This window comes from Pseudomonas cannabina (genome assembly GCF_900100365.1).
Lineage (GTDB): Bacteria > Pseudomonadota > Gammaproteobacteria > Pseudomonadales > Pseudomonadaceae > Aquipseudomonas > Aquipseudomonas cannabina.
Genome location: NZ_FNKU01000001.1, coordinates 5,079,268 through 5,102,990, shown reverse-complemented (window position 1 = coordinate 5,102,990; position 23,723 = coordinate 5,079,268). Strand labels below are relative to the sequence as shown.

General features: G+C 60.9%; 9 protein-coding genes and 1 pseudogene. 4 read left to right on the top strand and 6 right to left on the bottom strand.

Going from position 1 to position 23,723, the window contains the following annotated elements:
• Positions 1-20: 20 nt before the first annotated feature.
• Positions 21-2,669 carry a dermonecrotic toxin domain-containing protein gene (locus BLT55_RS24060; RefSeq protein WP_074801516.1) on the bottom strand — a complete coding sequence of 883 codons (2,649 nt, stop codon included), beginning with the start codon at positions 2,667-2,669 and terminating at the stop codon, positions 21-23.
• Between the two features lie 144 nt (positions 2,670-2,813).
• On the bottom strand, positions 2,814-5,870 hold the full coding sequence (locus BLT55_RS24055; RefSeq protein ID WP_055000184.1) for a dermonecrotic toxin domain-containing protein: 3,057 nt from the start codon (positions 5,868-5,870) through the stop codon (positions 2,814-2,816).
• 257 nt (positions 5,871-6,127) lie between these two features.
• Here BLT55_RS24055 and BLT55_RS24050 point away from each other — a divergent pair, with 257 nt between their 5' ends.
• Positions 6,128-7,870 (top strand): potassium/proton antiporter, encoded by a 1,743-nt coding sequence (locus BLT55_RS24050; RefSeq protein ID WP_055000183.1) that lies wholly within the window; start codon positions 6,128-6,130, stop codon positions 7,868-7,870.
• A 38-nt stretch (positions 7,871-7,908) separates the two neighbouring features.
• A complete protein-coding gene (gene mscK / locus BLT55_RS24045) occupies positions 7,909-11,298 on the top strand; it encodes a mechanosensitive channel MscK (RefSeq protein ID WP_055000182.1) in 3,390 nt (1,129 codons plus the stop codon).
• A gap of 69 nt (positions 11,299-11,367) precedes the next feature.
• Here the strand turns inward: mscK and BLT55_RS24040 are convergent, their stop codons facing one another.
• Entirely contained in the window at positions 11,368-13,101 is a 1,734-nt protein-coding gene (locus tag BLT55_RS24040) for an ATP-binding protein (RefSeq protein ID WP_055000181.1), read from the bottom strand.
• A pseudogene (locus BLT55_RS24035) lies at positions 13,098-14,585 on the bottom strand (5-oxoprolinase subunit B/C family protein); the annotation flags it as partial. The gene BLT55_RS24040 and the pseudogene BLT55_RS24035, both read right to left, overlap by 4 nt.
• 200 nt (positions 14,586-14,785) lie before the next feature.
• On the opposite strand from BLT55_RS24035, the gene BLT55_RS24030 reads away from it, so the two are divergent.
• Entirely contained in the window at positions 14,786-15,460 is a 675-nt protein-coding gene (locus BLT55_RS24030; RefSeq protein ID WP_074801006.1) for a GntR family transcriptional regulator, read from the top strand.
• A gap of 112 nt (positions 15,461-15,572) precedes the next feature.
• On the top strand, positions 15,573-17,036 hold the full coding sequence (selO, locus tag BLT55_RS24025) for a protein adenylyltransferase SelO (protein WP_055000178.1): 1,464 nt from the start codon (positions 15,573-15,575) through the stop codon (positions 17,034-17,036).
• 218 nt (positions 17,037-17,254) lie between these two features.
• Here selO and BLT55_RS24020 read toward each other — a convergent pair whose 3' ends face one another.
• Both BLT55_RS24020 and BLT55_RS24015 read right to left on the bottom strand, forming a co-directional pair.
• Positions 17,255-17,722, bottom strand: coding sequence for a chemotaxis protein CheW (locus BLT55_RS24020; protein WP_055000177.1), 468 nt, complete (start codon positions 17,720-17,722; stop codon positions 17,255-17,257).
• Positions 17,715-23,678, bottom strand: coding sequence for an Hpt domain-containing protein (locus tag BLT55_RS24015; protein ID WP_055000176.1), 5,964 nt, complete (start codon positions 23,676-23,678; stop codon positions 17,715-17,717). The genes BLT55_RS24020 and BLT55_RS24015 overlap by 8 nt, the downstream gene beginning before the upstream one ends.
• Positions 23,679-23,723: the final 45 nt, after the last annotated feature.

The following is a 23,723-nucleotide window of genomic DNA, read 5'->3' as shown; positions in this document are numbered from 1 at the left end:
AAAACCTGAGAGGCGCTTGATCAGTGAGGACTGAACAGGTCAGTCAGTGAATCCTGCGGGAAAAACCGGTCGACCAGTACGCTTGCATCTGCGCCCAGCTTGAGCGCGTACTGCTCTCGACTGAACGGCTCGCCGGTACGCAGATCGTAAAGTGCCCGCCCCATGAGTGGGCGATCGACCTCCTGCAGCTGGATTTTCATGATGCGATAAAACTCACCGACCACTTCCTCGATACTGTCGATCTGGAAATAGCAGCCCGGCAGAAAGATCGACTCGGCTTCCTCGGGTGACGCCGAGAAGGGCGCAATCGGCGTGGCCCTCAGATACTGCCCCTTGGGCAGAACGAAGACCACCGAGGTGTCATCGAAGGTCACCGGCGCGGCGATTGCAGTGGTGGGCGCGCCGGCCCGACTGCTGGCGAAAGTACCCACCACGTAAGGGTTTTCGCTGAACGAGGTGACATCGGTATTGACCAGCACATCGCCCACCTTGATCCGCCCCCTACGAAATACTGCTCCCGAGGTGCCCCGCTCGCCGCTGCCGCCACGGTACAGCTCGACGTCATTGTTATAGCCCACCACGTTGACATCATCGGCCAGCCGCTCGATGGCGCTGATCTGGTTTCGGCCCTTGTGCTCGCCGGTGCGCAGGAACTGATTGAACTCATCATCTTCCTGGGTGTAAAGCATGATATTGGCGGCGTAATAGTCGTCCTCGCCCAACTTGAACACGCGGTGTTTGCCGTGCCAAGGGTCCCGGTACACCTGGTCGCCATCAGGCGACGAGTCAGACTCTAAAACATCGTCCGGAGTGGGTTCCCAGATTGCCATTGCCTGCTTCTGCCGAGCCAAGGCTGTTTCTGCGTAATCCTGCTCGTTGTACATGTCCGCTTGCAGATACCGGTCCCAAAACGTGGAGCGCACCGTCACGTAAGGTTTGCCAACCGTAGCCGATGTGCTGCTCGACGGGGCCTGTCCATCCATCGGCGAGCCGCCCTGCAAGCCGGGCATCTTCATCAATGTCCAGTTCCCTTCGGCATTCAAGCGAACGGGTTTGCCACCCACGAACGCAAACGGGTTATCCGGATTGACGATCAGCCAGCACTGCTGTTGCTCATTGAACATCACGCGATAAGGCAGTTCCGCAAGTTTGATCCAGGTTTCACCGTTACCCAGCGTGTAAATGCCACGCAGTCGACCTTCTCCGGCTGAAGGCGTGAGGCCGTCCAGCAGCAGATTGCCTTCCATGTTCTCCAGAGGGTCGACAGGCACGCTGCCGCTCACCGCAACATCACCGGGGATCGCCATACCGTCCAGCGGCGTTACCAGCGAAGACTCTGGCGTGACGCGTACCGCCATCAAAAAAGGCAGATTGAAGAGCAGATAAACCGTGTTGATGATGGCGCCCAATACACCGGCCTTGCGCTGCGCGGCAGTTTTGCCATTGACGGCCTGATCGATATTCAAACCGGTATTGGCAAGGCTCGCTCCAACCAGCGTCAACGCGACTGGCCAGCCCAGCGGAGCGAGCCCGCCGAATGCCTGAATAAACGCACTCAGGTAACCGATCCACATTTGCTTGCGCAGATCGGCGTTGGACGTCAGCAACTGGTGGGCGTCGGCGCTCATTACTTGCCGGGCGACGTCACGCAAATAAACAAAAGGGTCACCCGTAACATGCGCTGCAGACTGATTGATGATGCGAACATCGGCACGCCAATCGTGTGCAAGCATATCGCTCACGCCGCGATAGAAGCGGGCGCTGTCTTCTGCCCGGGAGGCTTCGCCACGCAAGAAGTGACGCGTTATCGCTTCATCGGCACGCCCGCCCGCGAACTGCCCCTTAAGCCAGGTGTACACAGCGCGTTCGCTGTCGAACGCCAGAAAAGGCTGCTCGGCGTCAGGCCGATAAATCACTTCCCGTCCGTCCGCAATGACAATACGCAGTATGTCGTGGGCCTTGATGCCATTTATGTCCAGCGTATGCACCGAAAGCCCGGCAGCGACCGGAAGCGGGTCTTGCAGCGCTTTCAGAGTCAGCGGCTGCGATGGATCAGCAGTGGCGATGCGGGTGACAAGTCCGAAATCCGCCGGCGACAGCTGCCCCTTGCGCAGGCAGTGGGTGGCTGCAACCAGATATTGCGCTTTGGCCAGCATGCAGAAGTTCTCACTGTGAGTCTTCCAGAAATGCTCCATGCGGCGGGTGTAGAGCGCGCTGAAGTCGAGCGTCCACATGTCCCTGAGTACATCCTGAGGGAGCATCGGCACCTCATTGCGTTCGTCGAAAAACTCGTGCTCCGGGCCGTCGGTATAAAACCCGCCATAGAGAGAAAGTTCGTCGCTGGCTTCCTGGTCGTGAACACTGAAGTGCCGCATCAGCAGCTCGATCAATGTCATGGACTGCAGCGGTTTTCCGGAATGCTGCCAACCGGTAAAGGTGCGCGGGCTGCTGCTGGCTTTACCGAATCGATGCCAATACACATGCTCGGGGTTGAAGGGTCGGTGAGCATGTTGAAGAATAATCTTGCTGGCGGCGGAAAACGCCAGATCGTGCAGGTCGGGATAATCGAGAACAAACTGTCGCGCGCGTTCACGGAGCTGTTGCTGATCGGTCTTGTGTGTGTTCGTTAGTGCGGATGTCATGACGTCTTCCTTTATCAGAGAAGTCATGTACGTAATCATTCATCAGCGTGCTCATGGCACTATCTATGTATAGCGACCTATGTATAGCGACACGAACGTTTTGATGCGCAGTGCATGATCCGGCCAGCGGCCCGCCCTGCGGTGAAGTCGGGCCGCTGCCAACAGTGGCCGTTACCAGCCGTTTTCATCGCCTGGAGAAATTTTCGCCTGGCCCTTGAACGGGAAATAAAAGTTCACAGCGTCGGTGAGGTGGTCGATGTACAACACGGAAATGACTTCATCAACAGGCAGATAGGAGCGTTCCAACAGATCGAAGTAGTCAGGGCGCGCTGCTCTCAAAACATCGGACATGAGCTTGGGCCCGGTCAGGTCCGAGATGCGTGTCATATACGGTGTCATTCTGTCTCGTGATTCGACGCGCAAAGCTTCGCTGCTGCGGTCGATGTAAGGCCTGCGAGTACTGAAGAACGCCTGATTGGTCTGCTTTTCGCTGTCGAAGCGTTTCTTGATTTCCTTCAGCATTCTTTTCAGAACCGGATTATCCGGATGGCTGGCAAAGTGGCTATTGCCCGGCCCCTTGTAGCTAAGCTGTCTGGCCTCCAGACGCCGCCCCAGCAGCAGATCATTCGGGCCTGCTTTCAATGGAATACCTGCGAATGAGACGTCAATCGTGTCGTCGCAATCGAGATAAATGCCGCCGTACTCGTTAATCAGCCGATAACGCAGAATATCCGAGGCAGCTGCATAGTTACGGTTGTCCGAATGCATGAAATAGTTGAAGGCTTCTCCGTTTTCGCCGCTCAAGAACTCCGGATAGAACGCCTCATCCTTGAGGTGAGATATCTGCATTTGCGGATATTCGAAGAAGTAATCAAAGAGCTGCTCATAAGCCATCGGGTCGCTGATATCGATGTGCAATTTGAACCGCAAATCCGGACTGATGCGCATATTGGCGAGCATTTTTTCCAGCAGGTTTTCGCCCGGTATCCTGTCCCCCATCCAGATGTGATGAACCACGCGACTGACGGGCTGTGCATCTAACGGCAGCCGGGGCACACGCGGGAAGATAAATATCTCGAAGCGTCGGCTTTGCGGGAGGCTGGCCTCTATTTTTTTGAATGCCGTTTTCGAGCCGCGATTCCAGCTTCCGTTCCGATCCAGCCAGACGACACCATGCTCTGACGTATCCGTTCGCCAGCACATAAGATCAGCGTTGTAGTAAACGTTGGTCTTTTTCCCGTTGAGTTGAATGAAATACTTCTCGGTGATCGTGCCTCGTTTCGGATTCAGGACCTCCTCGACAAGAACGCCGTCCAGCGGCAACTCGACCTGCACCTTGGGGCCCCAGCGCTGCACGTCGATTTTCGGCTCGTCGGCTAAAACAGACACCGCCGCGCTTTCCGCGTCACTGAGGGGAGGCAACTGTGAGCCGTCAAAACTTTCACCGCCGCGCAGCCCGAGCTTGAGGTCCAGATCCCAGTAACCCGAATCAATTGTCTTCACATAGGGCCCCCAGGCACGAGGCTCGGAGACCGAGCGAATGCGGTACTGCTTTTCCTGCGACACCCACTCCACCCGGAAAACCTGGTCATGCAGTTCGATGTATTGCTTGCCCTGCAACGGGTACACGCCCGCCACTTCGCCTGCCGACAGACCCGGCAGTTCGGTCGGTGCTTCCAGCGCCCGTAACAGGCGTTTCATTTTCGGGTTGAGCGACCGCAAGGCCGGCGGCTCGGGCCTGAATACCGGGACCGGCACAAATTCGTCCGGCGGGCCGGTGTCGGTCGAAGAACCGGGAACCTCATAACCACCCTCTGCTTCTTCAACCACTCCCGCCTCAATCCCGGCATCGACCGGCACTGCGCCCTCGGCGATGAACGGCAGCGCGTTCAATACGCCGAATGCGATACGGCCCAGCCCGGCCTGACGCTCTTCCAGCGTGCGACCATTCACGGCCTTGTCGACACCCAGCCCCGCCAATACGGCGGACAAGCTCGCAATGACCGGCATCAGTTCCGGAAAGACCATGGCGACGCCGCCCAGGACCGACACGCATTCACTCAGACCACTGCTGACTTCTTCTTTCCAATAGTCGCCATGGCCATGGATCTTCTGCAGCGCATCGGCTTCGGATTTCGCCTTGATCCGGTCCTTGAAGTGCGAGAACGGCCACGGATGCAGCGGTTCGCCGAACTGCACCAGCTTGCGCGGGTTCCAGGCACCGGTCGCCGAATCCAGCAGCTTCGGATAGACCGCAAAGCCTCGCAAGGCCGTGGCGACACCGCTGTAGAAAAAGCCATCGACATCATCTGCAGCGCTGAAATGCGATTCGAAGGCACGACGCCTGCCCGGGTCTTTGCATATCCAGGCGACCCGGTCCTTAAGGTGATCAGCGTTCTTGAATGCATGAATGGGTGAAGAGTTGCCGGGGATATAGAGCAGAACAGTGGGCGAATCCACACTGCGGATGACCATGATGTCGACAGCGCTGTAGCCATGCACCAGCAGTTCCGAAACAGTCACGCGCGTGGAGACCGGTGCGGCCACGAAATCATCGAAGCTCAGTTCGTCCCAGCCTTTGTCACCGGGCAGACCCAAAGCCTCCAGAACCATCGCCTTGTGCTCGGCTTTCAGGGTTTTTTCGTCGGCCTGCAAACAGGCAGCCCGGAACAACCCGGCCTTGAGCATCAGGTTGTAGTCTTTGGCGTGTGCCTGCCAAAACTGCTGGAGGTAGGCCAGGTAACCTGATTGCAGGTTGTGATCCCAGACGTATCGCTTGAATGCCTCGGCGGTGATATCAAGCTGCGTGCTCGAGTCGTATTGCTGGGGATCGGACTTCAGGTAGATGGCCTCATAGGCCACGCAATCGGCAGACAGCAGCTTTTCTTCCACGACCCGGCAACTGAAGCCGCCGTTGCGATGCGCCTGTAAATGACCAAGGTGCTCGAACCAGTCTCCGCTGCCACTCTGTTGCCAGTTGCGCAGCAACGCCTGGGTCAACGTCATCGTATGCGCGACATTGGCACGCTGCGGTGTCGGGTAAACGCCGGGATCTTCCAGGTACAGGGTAGCGATCAGAGTCTGGTCCGGGTCGAGTTCAACGCCCCATTTAAGCAGGCAAACCTGGGCTACGTCCTCGGCGGCAAGCGCCGCAGGTGAATGCAAATTGATCGGGTTCAATCGAAAATATTCACTGACCGTAAGGTCATTGCCAACTTCATCGTCCATGATGAGAACACTCAGACAGGTAAAATCGGAAGATAGCGCTCCGGACAGCCTCAGGTGCGTTACATATGTAGTGAGGGATCGAAGAACACATGGGCGCTGAGTGCGCCAGAACGCTCGATACACACCCAGCGCCCTCTCTCAGTCGAAATTGCACTTTGACAGCCAAGCAATTCAACAGGTTAAATCCCTTGGCACGCGGACTGCATGGTCAGTTTTCGCTCTTCCCGCTTTTGTTTCGTTTCTATGGAGTACCGCCCTTGGACGCTACCACTATCAACAGCCTGTTCCTGATCGGAGCGTTGCTGGTAGCCGCGAGCATCCTGGTCAGTTCTCTTTCGTCGCGCCTCGGCATCCCGATCCTGGTCATCATCCTCGCCGTGGGCATGGTGGCAGGCGTCGATGGCGGCGGGATCATCTTCGACAACTACGCCGCTGCCTATCTGGTCGGCAACCTGGCACTGGCAGTGATTCTGCTCGACGGCGGCCTGCGCACGCGGGTGTCCAGTTTTCGGGTGGCATTGTGGCCAGCCTTGTCGCTGGCAACGGTCGGCGTACTCATCACCACCGTGCTGACCGGCATGATGGCCGCCTGGTTGTTCAATCTGAGCATTATTCAGGGGATGCTGATCGGCGCGATCGTCGGTTCGACAGACGCCGCCGCGGTGTTCTCCCTGCTCGGCGGCAAAGGACTGAATGAGCGGGTGACCGCCAGCCTTGAAATCGAATCGGGCAGCAACGACCCCATGGCGGTGTTCCTCACCGTGACCCTGATCGCCATGATTGCCAGCGGCCAGACCGGCTTGCATTGGGGGCTGCTGGGGCATCTCGTTCAGGAATTCGGCATCGGCAGTTTCATCGGCCTGGGCGGCGGCTGGGTTCTGTTGCAACTGGTCAACCGTATCAATCTGGCCGCTGGCCTGTACCCGATTCTGGTGATTGCCGGTGGCCTGGTGATTTTCGCGCTGACCAATGCCATCCACGGCAGTGGCTTCCTCGCTGTTTACCTGTGCGGTCTGGTGCTCGGCAACCGGCCGATCCGCAGCCGCCACGGCATTCTGCACATGCTCGATGGCATGGCATGGCTGGCGCAGATCGGCATGTTTCTGGTGCTGGGCCTGCTGGTCACGCCCCACGACCTGCTACCGATCGCGATACCGGCTCTGATCCTGGCGCTGTGGATGATCCTCGTCGCACGGCCGTTGTCGGTGATGGTCGGGCTGCTGCCGTTCAAGGCATTCCATGGCCGCGAGAAGGCTTTCATCGCCTGGGTCGGCCTACGTGGCGCGGTGCCGATCATCCTCGCGGTGTTCCCACTGATGGCCGGGCTGCCCAATCCGCAGCTGTATTTCAACCTGGCGTTCTTTATCGTGCTGGTCTCGCTGTTGCTGCAAGGCACCAGCCTGCCGTGGATGGCCAAGCTGCTCAAGGTCACGGTTCCGCCTGATCCGGCGCCCATTTCCCGGGCCGCACTGGAAGTGCATGTCACCAGCGAGTGGGAGCTGTTCGTCTACCGCCTGGGCGCTGAAAAATGGTGCATCGGCGCGGCCCTGCGCGAGTTGAAAATGCCCGAGGGCACGCGTATCGCGGCGTTGTTCCGCGGCCAGCAACTGCTCCACCCGTCCGGCAGCACAACCCTGGAAGTCGGCGACCTGCTGTGTGTGATCGGCCATGAACACGACCTTCCGGCGCTGGGCAAACTGTTCAGCCAGGCCCCGCAACGTGGCCTGGACCTGCGGTTCTTCGGCGATTTCGTCCTCGAAGGCGACGCCCGACTGGGTGAAGTCGCGGCGCTGTATGGCCTGAAACTCGACGGCATTGACCCGAATATGCCACTCAGTCAGTTCATCGTGCAGAAAAACCGTGGCGAGCCGGTGGTGGGCGACCAGATTGAATGGAATGGAACTATTTGGACCGTTGCGGTGATGGACGGGAACAAGATCCAGAAAGTCGGCGTCAAATTCCCCGAAGGAACCCGCCCGACTCCCGGACTGTTCCTTTAAACTGCCAATCCACACGTACCATCATGCGACCGGTGTCTATGTTTTCCCTGCGTTCCATTTGTGCTGCCGCACTGTTTGCGCTCTGTCTGTCTACGTTCCCGGCGCTGGCCGCCGACCCGCCCACCGCTCAGTCGGTACAGCAAAGCCTCGACAAGATTGCCGACCGCAAGCTGTCGGATGCCGATCAGAAGGCCTTGCAGCAGGTGCTCGAGCAAACGCTCGGATTCCTGACCAGCAAGGAAGACAGCGAGCAAAAGCTCAAGGCACTCAAGCAACAGCTCAACGAAGCGCCCAAACAGACCGCCGAGAACCAGCGCGAGCTGGCCCGTCTGAAGGAAAGCAAGGTCGTGCCTGTCGCGCAACGTTACGGCGGCCTCGACGTGCCGCAGCTGGAGCAACTGCTCAGCCAGCGCAGCACCCAGCAAAGCGACCTGCAGAAAGAGCTCAACGACGCCAACAGCCTGACGATCACCGCCCAGACCCGGCCGGAGCGGGCGCAGGCTGAAATCAGCGCCAACCAGACGCGTATCCAGCAGATCAACAATATCCTCAAGAACGGCAAGGATAACGGTAAGACCCTTAACGCCGACCAGCGCAACCTGCTTAATGCTGAACTGGCGTCGATCAACGCGTTGAACCTGCTGCGTCGCCAGGAGCTGGCCGGCAACAGCCAGTTGCAGGACCTAGGCGGGAGCCAGCATGACCTGCTGACGGAAAAAATCACCCGTCAGGAACAGGAAATTCAGGACCTGCAAACCCTGATCAACGACAAGCGCCGCGCCCAGTCGCAGAAAACCGTAGCCGAGCTGTCGCTTGAAGCGCAGAAGTCCGGCGGCAGCAGCCTGCTGGCCACCGAAAGCGCTGAAAACCTCAAACTCTCCGACTACCTGCTGCGCGGCACCGATCGTCTCAACGAACTGACCCAGCAAAACCTCAAGACCAAACAGCAGCTCGACAACCTGACCCAGACCGATCAGGCCTTGAGCGAGCAGATCAACGTCCTGAGCGGCAGCCTGCTGCTGTCGAAGATTCTCTACAAACAGAAGCAGTCCCTGCCGCATCTGGAACTGGATAAAGGCCTGGCCGACGAAATCGCCAACATCCGCCTGTATCAGTTCGATATCAATCAGAAGCGCGAACAGATGAGCACGCCGAACGCTTACGTCGAACGCCTGCTCGCCACGCAACCGCCCGAGAACATCACACCGCAACTGCGCAAGACCCTGCTGGATCTGGCAATTACCCGCAGCGACCTGCTGGAGCGCCTGAACCGCGAACTGAGCGCGCTGCTCAACGAATCCATCACCCTGCAACTGAACCAGAAACAATTGACCAGCACCGCGCAGGGCTTGCGTGCCACGCTGGACGAGCAGATGTTCTGGATTCCCAGCAACAAGCCGCTGGACCTGGAGTGGTTCCAGAACATCTGGCCGCGCCTGGAAAAACAGGTCGCCACCCTGCCCTGGACGTCGAGCCTCAGCGAGCTGTCGGACGGCCTGACCCAGCGCCCGCTGCTGTTTCTGCCGCTGTTACTGCTGATCGGCGTGCTGACCTGGCGGCGCAAGGCGCTGTACCAGAAGCTCAACCGGCTGCATGCCGACATCGGCCACTTCAAGCGTGACAGCCAGTGGAAAACACCACTGGCCCTGCTGATCAACGTGTTGCTGGCGATGCCGGTCGCGCTGGGGCTGGCGCTGTGCGGCTATGCCCTGCAAATCGACGCACGCGGGCAGAACGCCAATCTGGGCGAGGCCTTGCTGCAAATCGCCCTGGCCTGGCTGGTGTTCTATACCGCCTATCGTGTGCTGGCGCCGCAGGGCGTCGCGCAACTGCACTTCCGCTGGGAGACGGCGCAGGTCGCCTTCCTGCGTGGCTGGATTCGTCGCTTGGGCCTGGTGGTACTGGCGCTGGTGGCGGTGGTCGCGGTTGCCGAACATCAGCCTGCGGCACTGGCCGACGATGTGCTAGGGATCGGCGTCGTATTGACCTGTTACGCGCTGATGACCTGGCTGCTCGGCCGCCTGCTGATCTCAAGCCCCACGCACCACAACGCTTCGCTGTTCCGCAAGGCCATCGGTGTGGCATTCACGGCATTGCCTGTGGCGCTGTTTCTGGCGGTGTGCTTCGGTTATTACTACACCGCGCTCAAGCTCAGCGACCGGTTGATCGATACGCTGTACCTGATGATGATCTGGCTGATGGTCGAAGCGACGTTCGTCCGTGGCCTGGGCGTTGCGGCACGACGCCTGGCCTATCAGCGCGCACTGGCCAAACGTCCGGCGGCGAGAGAAAGCGGCGACAGCGATATTCCGGTCGAAGAACCGAAACTGGACATCGAACAGGTCAACCAGCAGTCGCTGCGCCTGATTCGGCTGGCCTTGCTGGCCGGTTTCGTCGGCGCGCTGTATCTGGTCTGGGCCGAACTGATCACCGTGTTCGCCTACCTCGACAACATCATTCTTTACGAATACACCAGCGGCACCGGCGCCAACATGAGCATGGTGCCGATCAGCCTGAGTGATTTCCTTGGCGCCGGGGTGATCATCGTCATAACCTTCGTGCTGGCGGGTAACCTGCCCGGCCTGCTCGAAGTGCTGGTGCTGTCACGCATGAACCTCGCGCAGGGCAGCGCCTACGCCACGACCACGCTGCTGTCCTACACCATCGCCGGCATCGGTTTCGTGACCACGCTGTCGACGCTGGGCGTGAGCTGGGACAAGTTGCAATGGCTGGTCGCCGCGCTGTCGGTCGGTCTGGGCTTTGGCATGCAGGAGATCTTCGCCAACTTCATCTCCGGGATCATGATCCTCTTCGAACGTCCGGTACGGATCGGCGACACCGTCACCATCGGTGCTCTATCGGGTACGGTCAGCAAGATCCGCATTCGCGCCACGACCATCACCGACTTCGACCGCAAGGACATCATTGTCCCGAACAAGACGTTCATCACCGGCCAGTTGATCAACTGGTCGCTGACCGACACCGTGACCCGCGTAACACTCAAGCTGGGCGTGGATTACGGTTCCGATCTCGATCTGGTGCGCTCGTTGCTGCTACAAGCCGCGCGGGAAAACCCTCGCGTGCTCAAAGACCCGGAGCCCATCGTCTACTTCCTGAACTTCGGCGAAAGCACCCTCGACCACGAACTGCGCATGCACGTGCGTGATCTGGGCGACCGCAACCCGGTGCTGGACGAGATCAACCGCTTCATCAACCGCGAGTTCAAGAAGCAGCACATCAACATCTCGTTCCGGCAGATGGAGATCTACCTCAAAAACACTCAGGGCCTGGAGTACAAACTGGTGCCCGCCGAGCCGAGCGACAAGAACGGTGCGCCGACCGGGCAGACAACGCTGCAACCGGTAGACACCAAAGTGGCCCCGGCAACCAAAGACGCGCCAGAGCCGCCTGAATTGCGGCTGGATTGAATCAATTCTGTCCCGCGAATACATGCGCCAACCGGGTACTCACCCGGTTGATGCATGATCATGACCAGATCAGGCCTCGATCCGCCCGATCACCGATTTGGCGTCGAAATAACCGCCAGGCTCCTTGCCAATCTTCAACTGCCCGGCACACGGCGCCAGAATTGAAGTCTCCATCTTCATGGCCTCCATGATCGCGATCACCTGACCTTTCTCTACCGTCGCACCGTCCTCGACGGCCCATGCATGCAGATTGCCAGCAACGGGCGTCAGCACTGCGTGTGGGTCCGGGGCGTCAGCGGCTGGCAGGTGGGTGTCAGCCGGCGCTGCCGAGGTCAGACTCATGCCGTTCAACAGTGCCATGGGCAGGCCCAGTTCGTGGCGTTTGCCGTCGATTTCGACGAAGGTGCGCAGCACGCCGGGATCAACCGGCGCGCTGGTGCGTGGCGCGATAGTGACCTGTTCGGCGAAGTCGGTTTCGATCCAGCGGGTGTGCACTGCGAAGGTATCGGCAGCGGTGAAGTCAGCGTGATCCATGACGGCCCGATGGAACGGCAGCACGGTGGCGACGCCTTCCACCATGAACTCGGCCAGGGCGCGACGGGCGCGGCTGATGGCCTGTTCGCGGGTTGCACCGGTAACGATCAACTTGGCGATCATCGAATCGAAGTTCGGTGATACCCGCGAGCCTTCGGTTACCCCGGTGTCCAGTCGCACACCCGGCCCGGACGGTGGCTGGAACACGTCGATGCTGCCCGGCGTCGGCAAAAAGCCGTTGCCTGCATCTTCGGCGTTGATGCGGAATTCGAAGCTGTGGCCGCGCGGTACAGGCGTGCCGTCGAACGACAACGGCAAGCCATCCGCGACGCGCAATTGCTCGATGACCAGATCGATACCGCTGGTTTCTTCGGTGACCGGGTGCTCCACCTGCAAGCGGGTGTTGACCTCCAGAAACGAAAGTGTGCCATCGCCGCTGAGCAAAAATTCCACCGTCCCGGCACCGACATAACCGGCTTCGGCACACACCGCACGGGCCGATTCGTGGATACGCTGGCGCAACTCATCGTTCAGGTAAGGCGCTGGCGCTTCTTCGATCAACTTCTGGTTGCGGCGTTGCAGCGAGCAATCGCGGGTGCCGACAACTACGACCCGACCGTGACGGTCAGCGATGATCTGCGCTTCGATATGGCGTGGCCGGTCAAGAAAGCGCTCGACGAAGCATTCGCCACGGCCAAACGCCGACACCGCTTCGCGCACTGCGGACTCATAAAGCTCGGCGACTTCATCGAGTTTCCAGGCAACTTTCAAGCCGCGACCGCCGCCGCCGAACGCTGCTTTGATGGCAATCGGCAGGCCGTGCTGCTCGGCGAAGGCGACCACTTCAGACGCATCGCTCACCGGGTTTTCAGTGCCCGCCACCAGCGGCGCGCCAACTTTGAGGGCGATACGCCGGGCCTGAACCTTGTCACCCAAGGCGTCGATGGTCGCAGGATCAGGACCGATCCAGGTCAGACCGGCGTCAATCACCGCACGGGCAAATTCGGCGCGTTCCGAGAGGAAGCCGTAGCCGGGGTGAACCGCGTCGGCACCTGCACGCGCAGCCACCGCCAGCAGTTTCTCGATGTTCAGGTAGGTGTCGGTCGGGCGCTCGCCCTGCAAGCCATACGCTTCATCGGCCTGGCGCACGTGCAGCGCATTGATGTCGGCATCGGCATACACCGCCACCGACGCGACCCCGTAGTCACGGCAGGCACGGGCAATACGAACGGCAATTTCGCCACGGTTGGCAATCAGAACCTTCTTCATTTGTTATGGGTCTCGTCTGAAGTGGCGGGGCACACTGGCTCGAAGGCACCCAGCGGGTTGAAGCGAATGCGGGCATTGACCGGAATCTGCCCGGCCTTGTCCAGATGGTAAGTGGCGACGGCGCCGATGACCGGGTAGCCGCCGGTCAATGGGTGATCGGACAGGAACAGCACCGGTTGACCACTTGGCGGCACCTGAATGGCGCCGACCGTGGTGCCTTCGCTGGGCAGTTCGCCAGTGACGGCGCGGGTCAGTGACTGCTCACCCGCCAGGCGAATACCGATCCGGTTCGACTGCGGCGTCACAAGCCAGGTCTGTTGTGCCAGCAGTTGCTGCGCCTCGGCGGTGAACCAGTCGCTGCGCGGGCCCATGACCACATCCAGCGTGATGACCTGATCGGCACGCGGCATGTCGAACGCCGGTTGCTCGGCAGTCGACACCGCAGGGCCGCCGGTTCTGTGCTTGAAGCCGAGCCGGTCACCGGCCGCTAGCGCTGGCGGGCCGACCTGGGCCAGCGTGTCCGTCGACAGGCTGCCGAGCACGGGCGCCTGCACGAAACCACCGCGAACCGCCAGATAGCTGCGCAGCCCGGCAGTCGGCGAACCGACGCTGACCTGATCGCCGGTCTGCAACGAAAACGGCGCATAAAGCGGCGGCCGGAGCCGTTGACCGTCAGCGGTCATGACCTCGACCGGCACCTGAGCGCCGGTCATCGCGACGACGGTTTGGCCCTGACAGGTAAACGTCAGGCCGCCCATGAGAATCTCCAGGCAGGCAGTGCCCGGATCGTTGCCGACTGCGCGATTGGCTGCACGCAATGCGCCACGGTCCAGCGCGCCGGAAGCCGAAACGCCCTGCCCGGCCTGACCGGGACGGCCCAGGTCCTGAAACAGGGTTTGCAGGCCCGGTGTCACGATCTGCAGACAGTCCTCGGTGAGCGTCGACGCCTGCTGACGAGCGGGGGCAGGCACCGACACGCGGGTCAAAGGCAGCGGGCCGGCGTCTTGAAAGCGCACGCGATAACCCGGCTGAAGCAACGCGGGCTCGTCGCGCTGTAAATCCCACATTCTGGTTTCGGTGACGCCGATGATCTGCCAGCCGCCGGGGCTGGCCTGTGGATAAATGCCGCTGAAACCACCGGCCAGGGCCACCGCGCCTGCCGGGATTCGCGTACGTGGCGTGCTGCGCCGGGGCACCACAAAACCGGCACCGCCGCTGAGGTAGGCAAAACCGGGCGCAAAGCCGCAGAACGCAACGTTGTAGTCGCTGCCGGTGTGGCGCTTGATGACTTCTTCGACGCTGATATCCAGCTCGCGGGCCACATCGGCGAGGTCTTCACCGTTGTAGTGAACCGGAATTTCGATCAGTTTGCCGGGCTCGCGAGCGGTACCGCGAATGTCACGCGCGGCAATCTGCGCCGCCAATGCGTCGAAACTGATGGCGGACGGGCGAAAATGCACCAACAGTGTCCGCGCGGCCGGAAGGTCGCTCAGCAGCGCCAAGTTGTAGATGTATAAAGAATTTATTGTTGAACAATCCAAGCTCTATACTCCCTTCAAATGCACCACGTTGTTACGCTTCCCCTCATGGGTGCTACTTGATGAAGCACATTTCACCCATCTTCCTTGCCAGCCACCAAGCTCTCGTGGAATATCAAAGTTGCTTTTCTCTGACTGGATCCTTTATGAACGACGTCCCGCTCTCCGTGCCCCGAACGCGTGGAGAATCCCTCACCCAGGAACTGCGCAAAATGCTGGTAGAGGGCGAGCTGGTCCCCGGGCAACGCTTGTCGGAGGCGGCACTGGCGGACAGCCTGCAAGTTTCCCGCAACACCCTGAGAGAGGCGTTCCGGGTATTGACCCGCGAGGGCTTGCTCAAGCACGAGCCCAACCGTGGCGTGACGGTGGCCGAGCCGGATATGGCGTCGATCATCGACATCTATCGCGTGCGGCGTTTCATCGAGTGCACGGCCATTGCCCAGGGCTACCCGCAGCATCCGGGCGTGCAGCACATGCGCGAAGCGGTCGACGCCGGTATCAAGGCCCGTGAAGCCCGCGACTGGGTGGCGGTCGGCACTGCCAACATGATGTTCCACAAGGCGATCGTCGAACTGGCGGACAGCCCGCGACTGGTCACGTTTTACGGGCAGATTTCAGCGGAGTTGCGCCTGGCGTTCGGGCTGCTGAACAATCTCGAACTGCTTCATTCGCCTTATCTCGATATGAACGCCGCTGTTCTGGGCCTTCTTGACGCTGGCCAGACCGACGAAGCGACGCGCATGCTGGAAGACTATCTGGTGCAATCGGAACGCACGGTGCTGGCCGCCTTCCAGCGCAGCCGGACCGGCAGTCAGACCTGACACCTGATTGCCAGAACTCCCGCTGATGGCCCGGGTCTACGGGTTCTGACCGATGGCACCCGCCCGCCGTTCCATGACATGCCTGACACTCCCCCTCTGGAGGCGAAACGCTGTGAAAGCCCTCGACGAACTCGTTTTCGACAACCGCTTTGCCCGCCTGGGCGATGCGTTTTCTACCCACGTCTTGCCCGAACCTATTGATGCGCCACGCTTGGTGGTCGCCAGCGAATCTGCCTTGGCGTTGCTGGACCTGGACCCTGAACAGGCCGATCTGCCGCTGTTCGCGGAGATTTTCAGCGGTCACAAACTGTGGGCCGAGGCAGAGCCACGGGCGATGGTTTATTCGGGCCATCAGTTTGGTTCCTATAACCCGCGTCTGGGCGATGGCCGTGGCCTGTTGCTGGGCGAGGTCTACAACGACGCGGGCGAGCATTGGGACCTGCACCTCAAAGGCGCCGGCCGCACGCCGTATTCGCGAATGGGCGATGGGCGAGCGGTGCTGAGGTCTTCGATTCGCGAGTTCCTGGCTTCCGAAGCGCTGCACGCGCTGGGCATTCCGAGCAGCCGCGCTGGCTGCGTGATCAGCTCCAACACACCAGTGTGGCGCGAAACCCAGGAATATGCCGCCATGGTGCTGCGTCTGGCGCGGAGCCATGTGCGTTTCGGCAGCCTTGAATACCTGTTCTACAGCAAACAGCCGGAACAGTTGAAGACGCTGGCCGAGCACGTGCTGACAATGCATTACCCGCACTGTCAGGAGCAGCCGGAGCCGTATCTGGCGATGTTTCGCGAGATCGTCGAGCGTAACGCTGAACTGATCGCCAAGTGGCAGGCTTATGGGTTCTGCCATGGGGTGATGAACACCGACAACATGTCGATTCTGGGCATTACCTTCGACTTCGGGCCGTTTGCGTTTCTGGATGATTTCGACGAGCACTTCATCTGCAATCACTCCGATCATGAAGGCCGTTACTCCTTCAGCAATCAGGTGCCCATTGCGCAATGGAACCTCAGCGCGCTGGGGCAGGCATTGACGCCGTTCGTCAGTGTGGAAGCATTGCGCGAGGCGATTGGCCTGTTTCTGCCTCTGTATCAGGCGCACTGCCTGGACCTGATGCGCCGTCGCCTGGGGCTGACGGTTGCGCAGGATCAGGACGACAAGCTGGTCAGCCAGCTACTGCAACTGATGCAGAACAGCGCAGTGGATTACACTCTGTTCTTCCGCCGCCTGGGTGATCAACCGGCCGCAGACGCGCTGCGCACCTTGCGCGACGACTTTGTCGATATCAAGGGCTTCGATGGCTGGGCAGAAGCGTATCTGGCGCGTATCGGTCGCGAAGACAATGGCACAGAGCAAGATCGCCAGACCCGCATGCACGCGGTAAACCCGCTGTACATTTTGCGCAACTACCTGGCGCAAAACGCCATCGAAGCAGCTGAACAAGGCGACTACACAGAAGTCCGTCGCCTGCACCAGGTGCTCTGCAATCCTTTCACCGAACAACCCGACAGGGAAGGCTACGCCCAACGTCCACCGGACTGGGGCAAGCACCTGGAGATCAGCTGTTCGTCGTGAGCTTTTGATCCTCGTGCCCGCTTTCCGTTTTCCGCAACATACAAAGGCCTGTGGAGAACGACAGGTGTACGGTAGACCAGACAACTATCGTGCGACGCTCCGTTTGTCCGCGAAGACGAGCTTCTGTGGGAGGGGACTTGTCCGCGAAGACGGTACTTCAGACGATGCATCTTCGGAGAATGTACCGGGCCTTTCGCCGGCAAGTCCGCTCCCGCGCATTAAGCCTTCGCCTCCACCCACAACTGCTCCAGCCCTTCCAGGTCGGGGATGCGGGCGACGGTTTCGCCGATCTGCACGGCGGCAAGTTCCAGTTCGGCCAGCGGGACGTCGACGTAGCTCAGTTGGCTGTCGACCTTGCAGGAGCGCGGGATGCCTTGGGTCAGCAGGGCGATGAAGCGCACATCGTTACGGGCGCCCAGCGCATTGAGCACCACGATTCGGGCGCGACCTCCGACCCGTGTGCGTCCTCCGCAGGCGGCTTCGAAGCTGAGCAGCGGCAACGTCAGTTCGCGCCAGCTGATCGGCCCTAGGTACCATTCAGGCGCGTCCGGCCCGGCACTGCAATCCTGATAGTCGATCAACTCGGCCACCGCAACGTTCGGCACCAGCAGGTGGCGGTCGCTCAGCGGCAACAACAGACCGGTCAGGCTGGTCAGGCGACTGGTCTGGAACGTACCTTCAGACATGAACCTGACTCCAGTAAGCGATGCTCTCCAGCAACACGGTTTCCTGATAAGGCTTGCTCAGGTACTCGTTGACACCCAAGGCCATGGCCCTGTCGCGGTGTTTCTGACCAGAGCGGGAGGTAATCATGATGATCGGCAGACCCTTGAGTTCTTCGTCCTGCCTGATCTGACTGGCGACTTCAAAACCGTCCATACGCGGCATTTCGATGTCCAGCAGCATGATGTCAGGGGTGTGTTCCTGCAACAGGCTCATGGCGTCTATCCCGTCCTTGGCCGTCAGCACGTGCATGCCGTGCCGTTCGAGCAGGCGGCTGGTCACTTTGCGCACCGTCACCGAGTCGTCCACGACCATCACCAGCAACGGTCTGGCGTGCTCGACCTCGCTGTACGAGACTGGCGTCAGCCCCCTGAACGGCAGGCCCTGCAAGGTACGGATCTGCGCCATCAGGTCCAGAATCAGCACCACCCGGCCATCGCCCAGAATAGTCGCGCCGGAAATGCCCTGCACGCCGGAAAACTGCGCCCCAAGACTCTTGACCACGATTTCCCGGGAACCGGCTAGCGCATCGACCTGCACCGCCACCCACTGATCCTGCAAATGCACCAGCAACACCGGCAGCGGCTGCAACTGGCCGACCAGCCTCGGCGGACTGTTGCCCAGCAGTTCGCCCAGGTAGCGCAACTCATAGCTGCGCCCGCCGTATTGATAACGCGGCGGGACGGTCTGGTAATACGCATCCAGTTCGTTGGCCATCACGCGCACGATGCCGTCGACGGTATTGAGCGGCACCGCATACTGCTCTTCACCACAGGTCACCATCAGCGCGCGGTTGACCGACACCGAAATTGGCAGCCGGATACGGAAGCGCGTGCCTTTGCCGGGCACCGAGTCGATGACCATCGAGCCACCCAGCTGTTTGACCTCGGCGTGCACCACGTCCATGCCGACACCACGCCCGGAAATCTGGGTGATGATCTCGCTGGTGGAAAATCCGGCCTGAAGGATGAACGGCAGCACCTCGTGATCGGACAGGTCGGCGTCCGGGTCAATCATGCCGCGTTTGATGGCCTTGCGCCGCACTGCCTCCAGATCGACGCCCGAGCCGTCATCACTCAGTTCGATGACGATATCGCCGCCCTCGTACATCAGCTCCAGACTGATCCGGCCCTGTTCCGGCTTGCCAGCGGCAATGCGCTTCTCAGTGCTTTCCAGGCCATGATCGACGGCATTGCGCAGCATGTGCTCCAGCGGCGCGACCATGCGTTCCAGCACGTTGCGGTCCATTTCCCCCTCGGCATTGCCGACCTCGAAATGCACTTTCTTGTGCAGCTCCGACGCTACCTGTCGCACCACGCGACGCAAGCGCGGCACCAGTCGCTCGAACGGCACCATGCGCGTGCGCATCAGGCCTTCCTGCAACTGAGTGTTGACCCGCGCCTGTTGCGACAACAAGGTTTCCGCGTCACGGGTGCGAGCGCCGAGGGTTTCCTTGAGGTCCATCAGGTCGGACGCAGACTCGAACAGCGCACGCGACAATTGTTGCAACTGGGAATGGCGGTCCATTTCCAGCGGATCGAATTCTTCATAGCCCAAACGTTCGGCCTGAACCTGTTCACGGCTGAGAATCCGGCCTTGCGTCTCCATATCGAGGCGACGCAGTTGATCGCGCATCCGTTCGATGGTGGTTTCCATTTCCACCAGCGCAACCTGCGCGTCGAGCATCTGCTGTTCGATTCGCCCGCGAAAAATCGACGTCTCGCCCGCCAGGTTGACCAGGTTTTCCAGCTGTTCGGCGGGCACCTTGACCATTTCCGGACCGCCACGTTCGGCGTCGGACTCGGCAACCGGCGCAACCGCCACGACAGGTTCCGGAGCGCTCTCCAGCGTGGACGCAACCGCCACTCTGGCACCCGGCTCCAGACTGGCCAGGGCACGGATTTTGTCGATCAACAAGGTGGCGTCGGGCATCGGCTTGTCAGTGCGCACCGCATCCAGCATGTCGGCCAGCACGTCATGACCGCTCTGCAGCAGGCCGATCATCAGTGAATCAGGCTGCATGCTGCCGGTGGACAGCCCTTCGTAAAGGGTTTCCAGCTCATGCGCGAGATCGCCGATCGGCGCGATCTCGACCATGCGCGCGCCGCCCTTGAGGGTATGCAGATCGCGCAGCAGGTTCTCGACTTCCAGCATGTTGTGCGGATCGGCCTGCCAGCGAACCAGCGCTGCGCCGGAGCTCTCGATGATGTCGAAACCTTCTTCGAGGAAGATTTCACGCAGCTCGGTGTCATGCTCGGGCGGCTCTTCGCTCGCCTGAGCGAGCGCCGACGCGTCAGGTTTTGCAGTGTCGATGTGCCGCCAGCTACCCAGCGCCGCGATCAGCGCCGAAGGGTCGCTGAGTGCTTCATGCCGATACAGTTGCTCCAGCAGGACTGCCAGATGGTCATGGCTCTTGTGCAGCAGATCGGCCAGCGCCGCAGAGAAGCTGATGCGCCGGTCGATCAGGCCTTCGTACAGGTTTTCCAGTTCATGGGCCAGGTCGCCGACCTCGGCCACTTCGGCCATCCGTGCGCCCCCCTTGAGGGTGTGCAGGTCGCGTTGCAAGGAGCTCAACGGCGCCGGGTTTTCCGGGTCTGCCAGCCAGCGTTGCAGGGCCTGCCCGGCGCTGTCGAGGATGTCGACGGCTTCTTCCAGAAATATCTCGACGATCTCGTCGTCCGGGCTGGAAACATCGGGCTGCTCGGCCTCACGGGCCAGTTGCTCGGTCGCCGTGTTGAGCTCTGTCACACTCAAAGTGTGCTGGCCATCGCTCTTGATCAGACCGGTCGCCGACGGGTCCAGCGCCTGGGCCAGCAGTGCGTGCAAAGCGCGCACGCACTCCGGACGAGGCTCGACATCCTGCCCGGCAGCCACCTGATCGAGCATGTTGATCAATGCTTCATGGGCGTGCTCCGCCTCATCGAAAAATCGTTCGCTGACCGCCAGACTGCTTTCTTCGACAGCGCCATACAGGTCGAGCAAGGCCTCGCACAACTCATCCACCTGGGGCAGATCGGCCAGATGCGCGCCATGCCCCAGGGTGGTCAGTTCATCCAGCAGTGCGCTCAACTCCTGCCGGTCTCCGGGATGCTGACGCCAGCGCCGCAGCAGGTTTTCAGCGTCGAGAACGATGTCCATGCCTTCGGCCAGAAAGCTGGCAATCAACTGAGGATTACGCTTGATGCGCAGCCCGTTGTCCGACTCGCGCAGCACCGCGGTAAGCCGGTCGTTGAGCAGCGTGCTGGCCGCCTCGATCAACCCGGCCGCACCCGGTATTTCGCCCAGCGGTGTGGTGTCCAGCTGCTCCAGACCGAGGCGCAACAACGGTTCGGCACTGCGCAACAGGTTCAGCTCAGGCGCGCCGATGTCGATCAGGTTGGCCTTGTACTCGCGAACCAGTTGATCGAGCGGGCTCGCCAGTTCGGCAATCGGCAGAACGCCGGCCATGTGTGCGCTGCCTTTGAGCGTATGCAGGGCGCGCAGCACACTGTCGCTGATCGACGGCGAACTCGCTTGCTCGGCGGTCTCGAGGAAGCGGCTCAAGGTGCCCAGATGGCCCTGCGCTTCCTGACGGAAAATCTCCAGCAGTTGCGGATCGAGTGGTTCGCCAGAGGCAGAATCAGCAGACGCGGCCAGCGACGCCGGCTCAACACCGTTGGCCAGCGCGTGGGCACGGGCCGCCAGCAGGTCGACATCATTGCGCTGGCGCTGCGCATCATCGGCAAAGTCGCGGATCACCGACGGCAGCAGCGCCAGCACCTCGTGCATCAGCTGTTGCACCTCAAGGCCCGGCAGCACGTTGCCTTCCAGCACGCGATTGAGCAGGTTTTCGACCGCCCAGGCCAGTTCGCTGAGGATCAGCGCGCGCACCATCCGCCCGCTGCCCTTGAGCGTGTGGAACGCCCGGCGCACTTCGGTCAGCGCCGAGCTGTCCCAATGGCCGCCACTGCTCAGCGAGGCAAACCAGCGCGGCAGGTATTCACGCAGTGCATCGAGTACTTCATCGGCCTCTTCGAGAAACACATCGCGCAACTCGTCGTCGACCGCCTCCTCGTCAGCGGCAGGCGGCAGCAGGCTGGTCGGGACGTTGCGAGCGGGCGGATTGACCGCAGACACCGGGCTGGCGAGCACCTGAGCGATCGTCTGGGTCGGGCTGACCAGTGCCTTGCGGTCATCCAGTTCGAGCAGTTCGTCCTGGGTGATGATTTCGTCGAGCAGTGGCACTTCAAGGGTGTCCGCTGCGGGTGAATAGCCCAGCCGCGCCAGGCTCTGCTGAGCCATGTCGAGAATCTGATCGCCCGGCGCCTCGTGGTCTTCGAGCAGGCGCTCCAGGTAGTACTCGATCCCGCTGATCGTGTCGGCCAGGCAATCGAGCTGCACCCAGCTCGGCCGGGTGTCGTCGACCAGCAGGTGTTCCTGAATGTATTCGTTACAGGCCGCGAGCAGGCTCGCCGCGCGGGCCAGCGGAATCATCGCCAGCGCACCGCGCACCTGCACCAGCAGGGCACACAGCGGGTCAAGCCGCTGGCGGTCCCACTCGCCGTCGATGTAATCGACGATCACGTCCTTGGCCTGCTGCAACACGATGCGCGCTTCGCGAATCACCAGTTGGTGGATCTGGGTCAGATCGGTGGTCGGCAGGCGGCTTTCTTCACGGCTGGACGGCTCATTGCTGCCTGCCATGCCGGCGAGGGTCGATTCGACATACAGCAAGGCCCCCGCTACATCCATCAGCGCGGCATCGCTGGGTTCGCGCTGCCCATGCGCCAGCCCTTGCACCACGCTCAACTGATCGATGATCACCTTGCGCGGCTGGCCAAAACCCAGCACCGCCAGGGTATCGGCAATCTGCCGCAGCGGCGGTAGCAACGCATTGAGTTCGCTGACGTGCTGACGGTCGCCGCGCACGAATACGTCGAGCCGTTCCTTGACCCGCACCAGCCCTTCGCACAAGGCCACGATCACCGAGCGCATGGCATCGCGGTCAGGCCCGGCCATCCGAGCGCGCTCTTCGTCGACCACGTCGTCGCCGGGCAAGGCATCCGCCAGCGCGTACTGATCCTTGAGATCGAGCATCTTCGGCGCCAGGCTGTCGGACTTGGCAATGTAGAACAGCAGGCTCTTCAGCAATTCTTCAGGCGCGGGCTGATTGATCCCCGCCACGCCCTGTTCGGTCAGACGTTTGAGTTCCTTGTCGGCATTCTTCAGCAGGCTGCGCAGCGCCGGGCTATTGGTGAAATTGCCGTTGAGCATGGTTTCGACCAGTGCCGTGGCGATTCGCCAGAGTGGCCCCAGCGGCGCGTCTTCGCACAACTGCTCCAGTCGGGCGAACACCTTGGCCATGTAACCGAGCTGGGTCTGCACGCCCTGCTCGCGCATCAGGCCGGCCAGTGCGGCCTGTAACGTCTGGCGCAGTTTGCGCAACAGGTTGGGCAGTTCAGGCGTGTTGCGCTGCGCCAGTTCTTCATCGTCGAGTGGCGGGACGCTGACCAGTTGCGGGGCAAACAGGCTGGTTTCCGACAGCAGGCTTTCGCCTCGCGCACTGCGCAGGTCGTTGAGCAGCGGCAACACCACCAAAGGCAGGTCGCGACGGGCCGAATGTATGCGGTCCAGATAAATCGGCAGCTGGCTCATGGCCTGAATCAGCAGTTGCTCGGATTCCACCGGATGGCTGACGCGGTTCTGCTGCACGGCCAGCGCCAGTTGCTCGATTTCCTCGGCCAGCAGCGCGGCGCCGTAGAACTCGATCATTTGCAGGCTGCCGTGAACCTGATGCACCAGGTCCAGACAGCGGGCCATCGCCGCACTGTCGGCCGGGTCTTCGATAAACGCGTCGAGCGCCTGGCGAGCCTGACGCAGCGTCTCGGCAATCTCGCCCTTGAGCCATTCCAGGGCCACGTAATCGTGACGATCAGCCATGACGATTTCCGCCTGTTATCCCATGAAGAGCGTTCATTTTTTGAA

Coding starts and splice junctions, on each gene's coding strand:
- BLT55_RS24055 (WP_055000184.1), bottom strand. CDS start 5,870: ATGGACGATGAAGTTGGCAATGACCTTACGGTCAGTGAATATTTTCGA.
- mscK (WP_055000182.1), top strand. CDS start 7,909: ATGTTTTCCCTGCGTTCCATTTGTGCTGCCGCACTGTTTGCGCTCTGT.
- BLT55_RS24020 (WP_055000177.1), bottom strand. CDS start 17,722: ATGTCTGAAGGTACGTTCCAGACCAGTCGCCTGACCAGCCTGACCGGT.
- BLT55_RS24030 (WP_074801006.1), top strand. CDS start 14,786: ATGAACGACGTCCCGCTCTCCGTGCCCCGAACGCGTGGAGAATCCCTC.
- BLT55_RS24040 (WP_055000181.1), bottom strand. CDS start 13,101: ATGAAGAAGGTTCTGATTGCCAACCGTGGCGAAATTGCCGTTCGTATT.
- BLT55_RS24060 (WP_074801516.1), bottom strand. CDS start 2,669: ATGACTTCTCTGATAAAGGAAGACGTCATGACATCCGCACTAACGAAC.
- BLT55_RS24015 (WP_055000176.1), bottom strand. CDS start 23,678: ATGGCTGATCGTCACGATTACGTGGCCCTGGAATGGCTCAAGGGCGAG.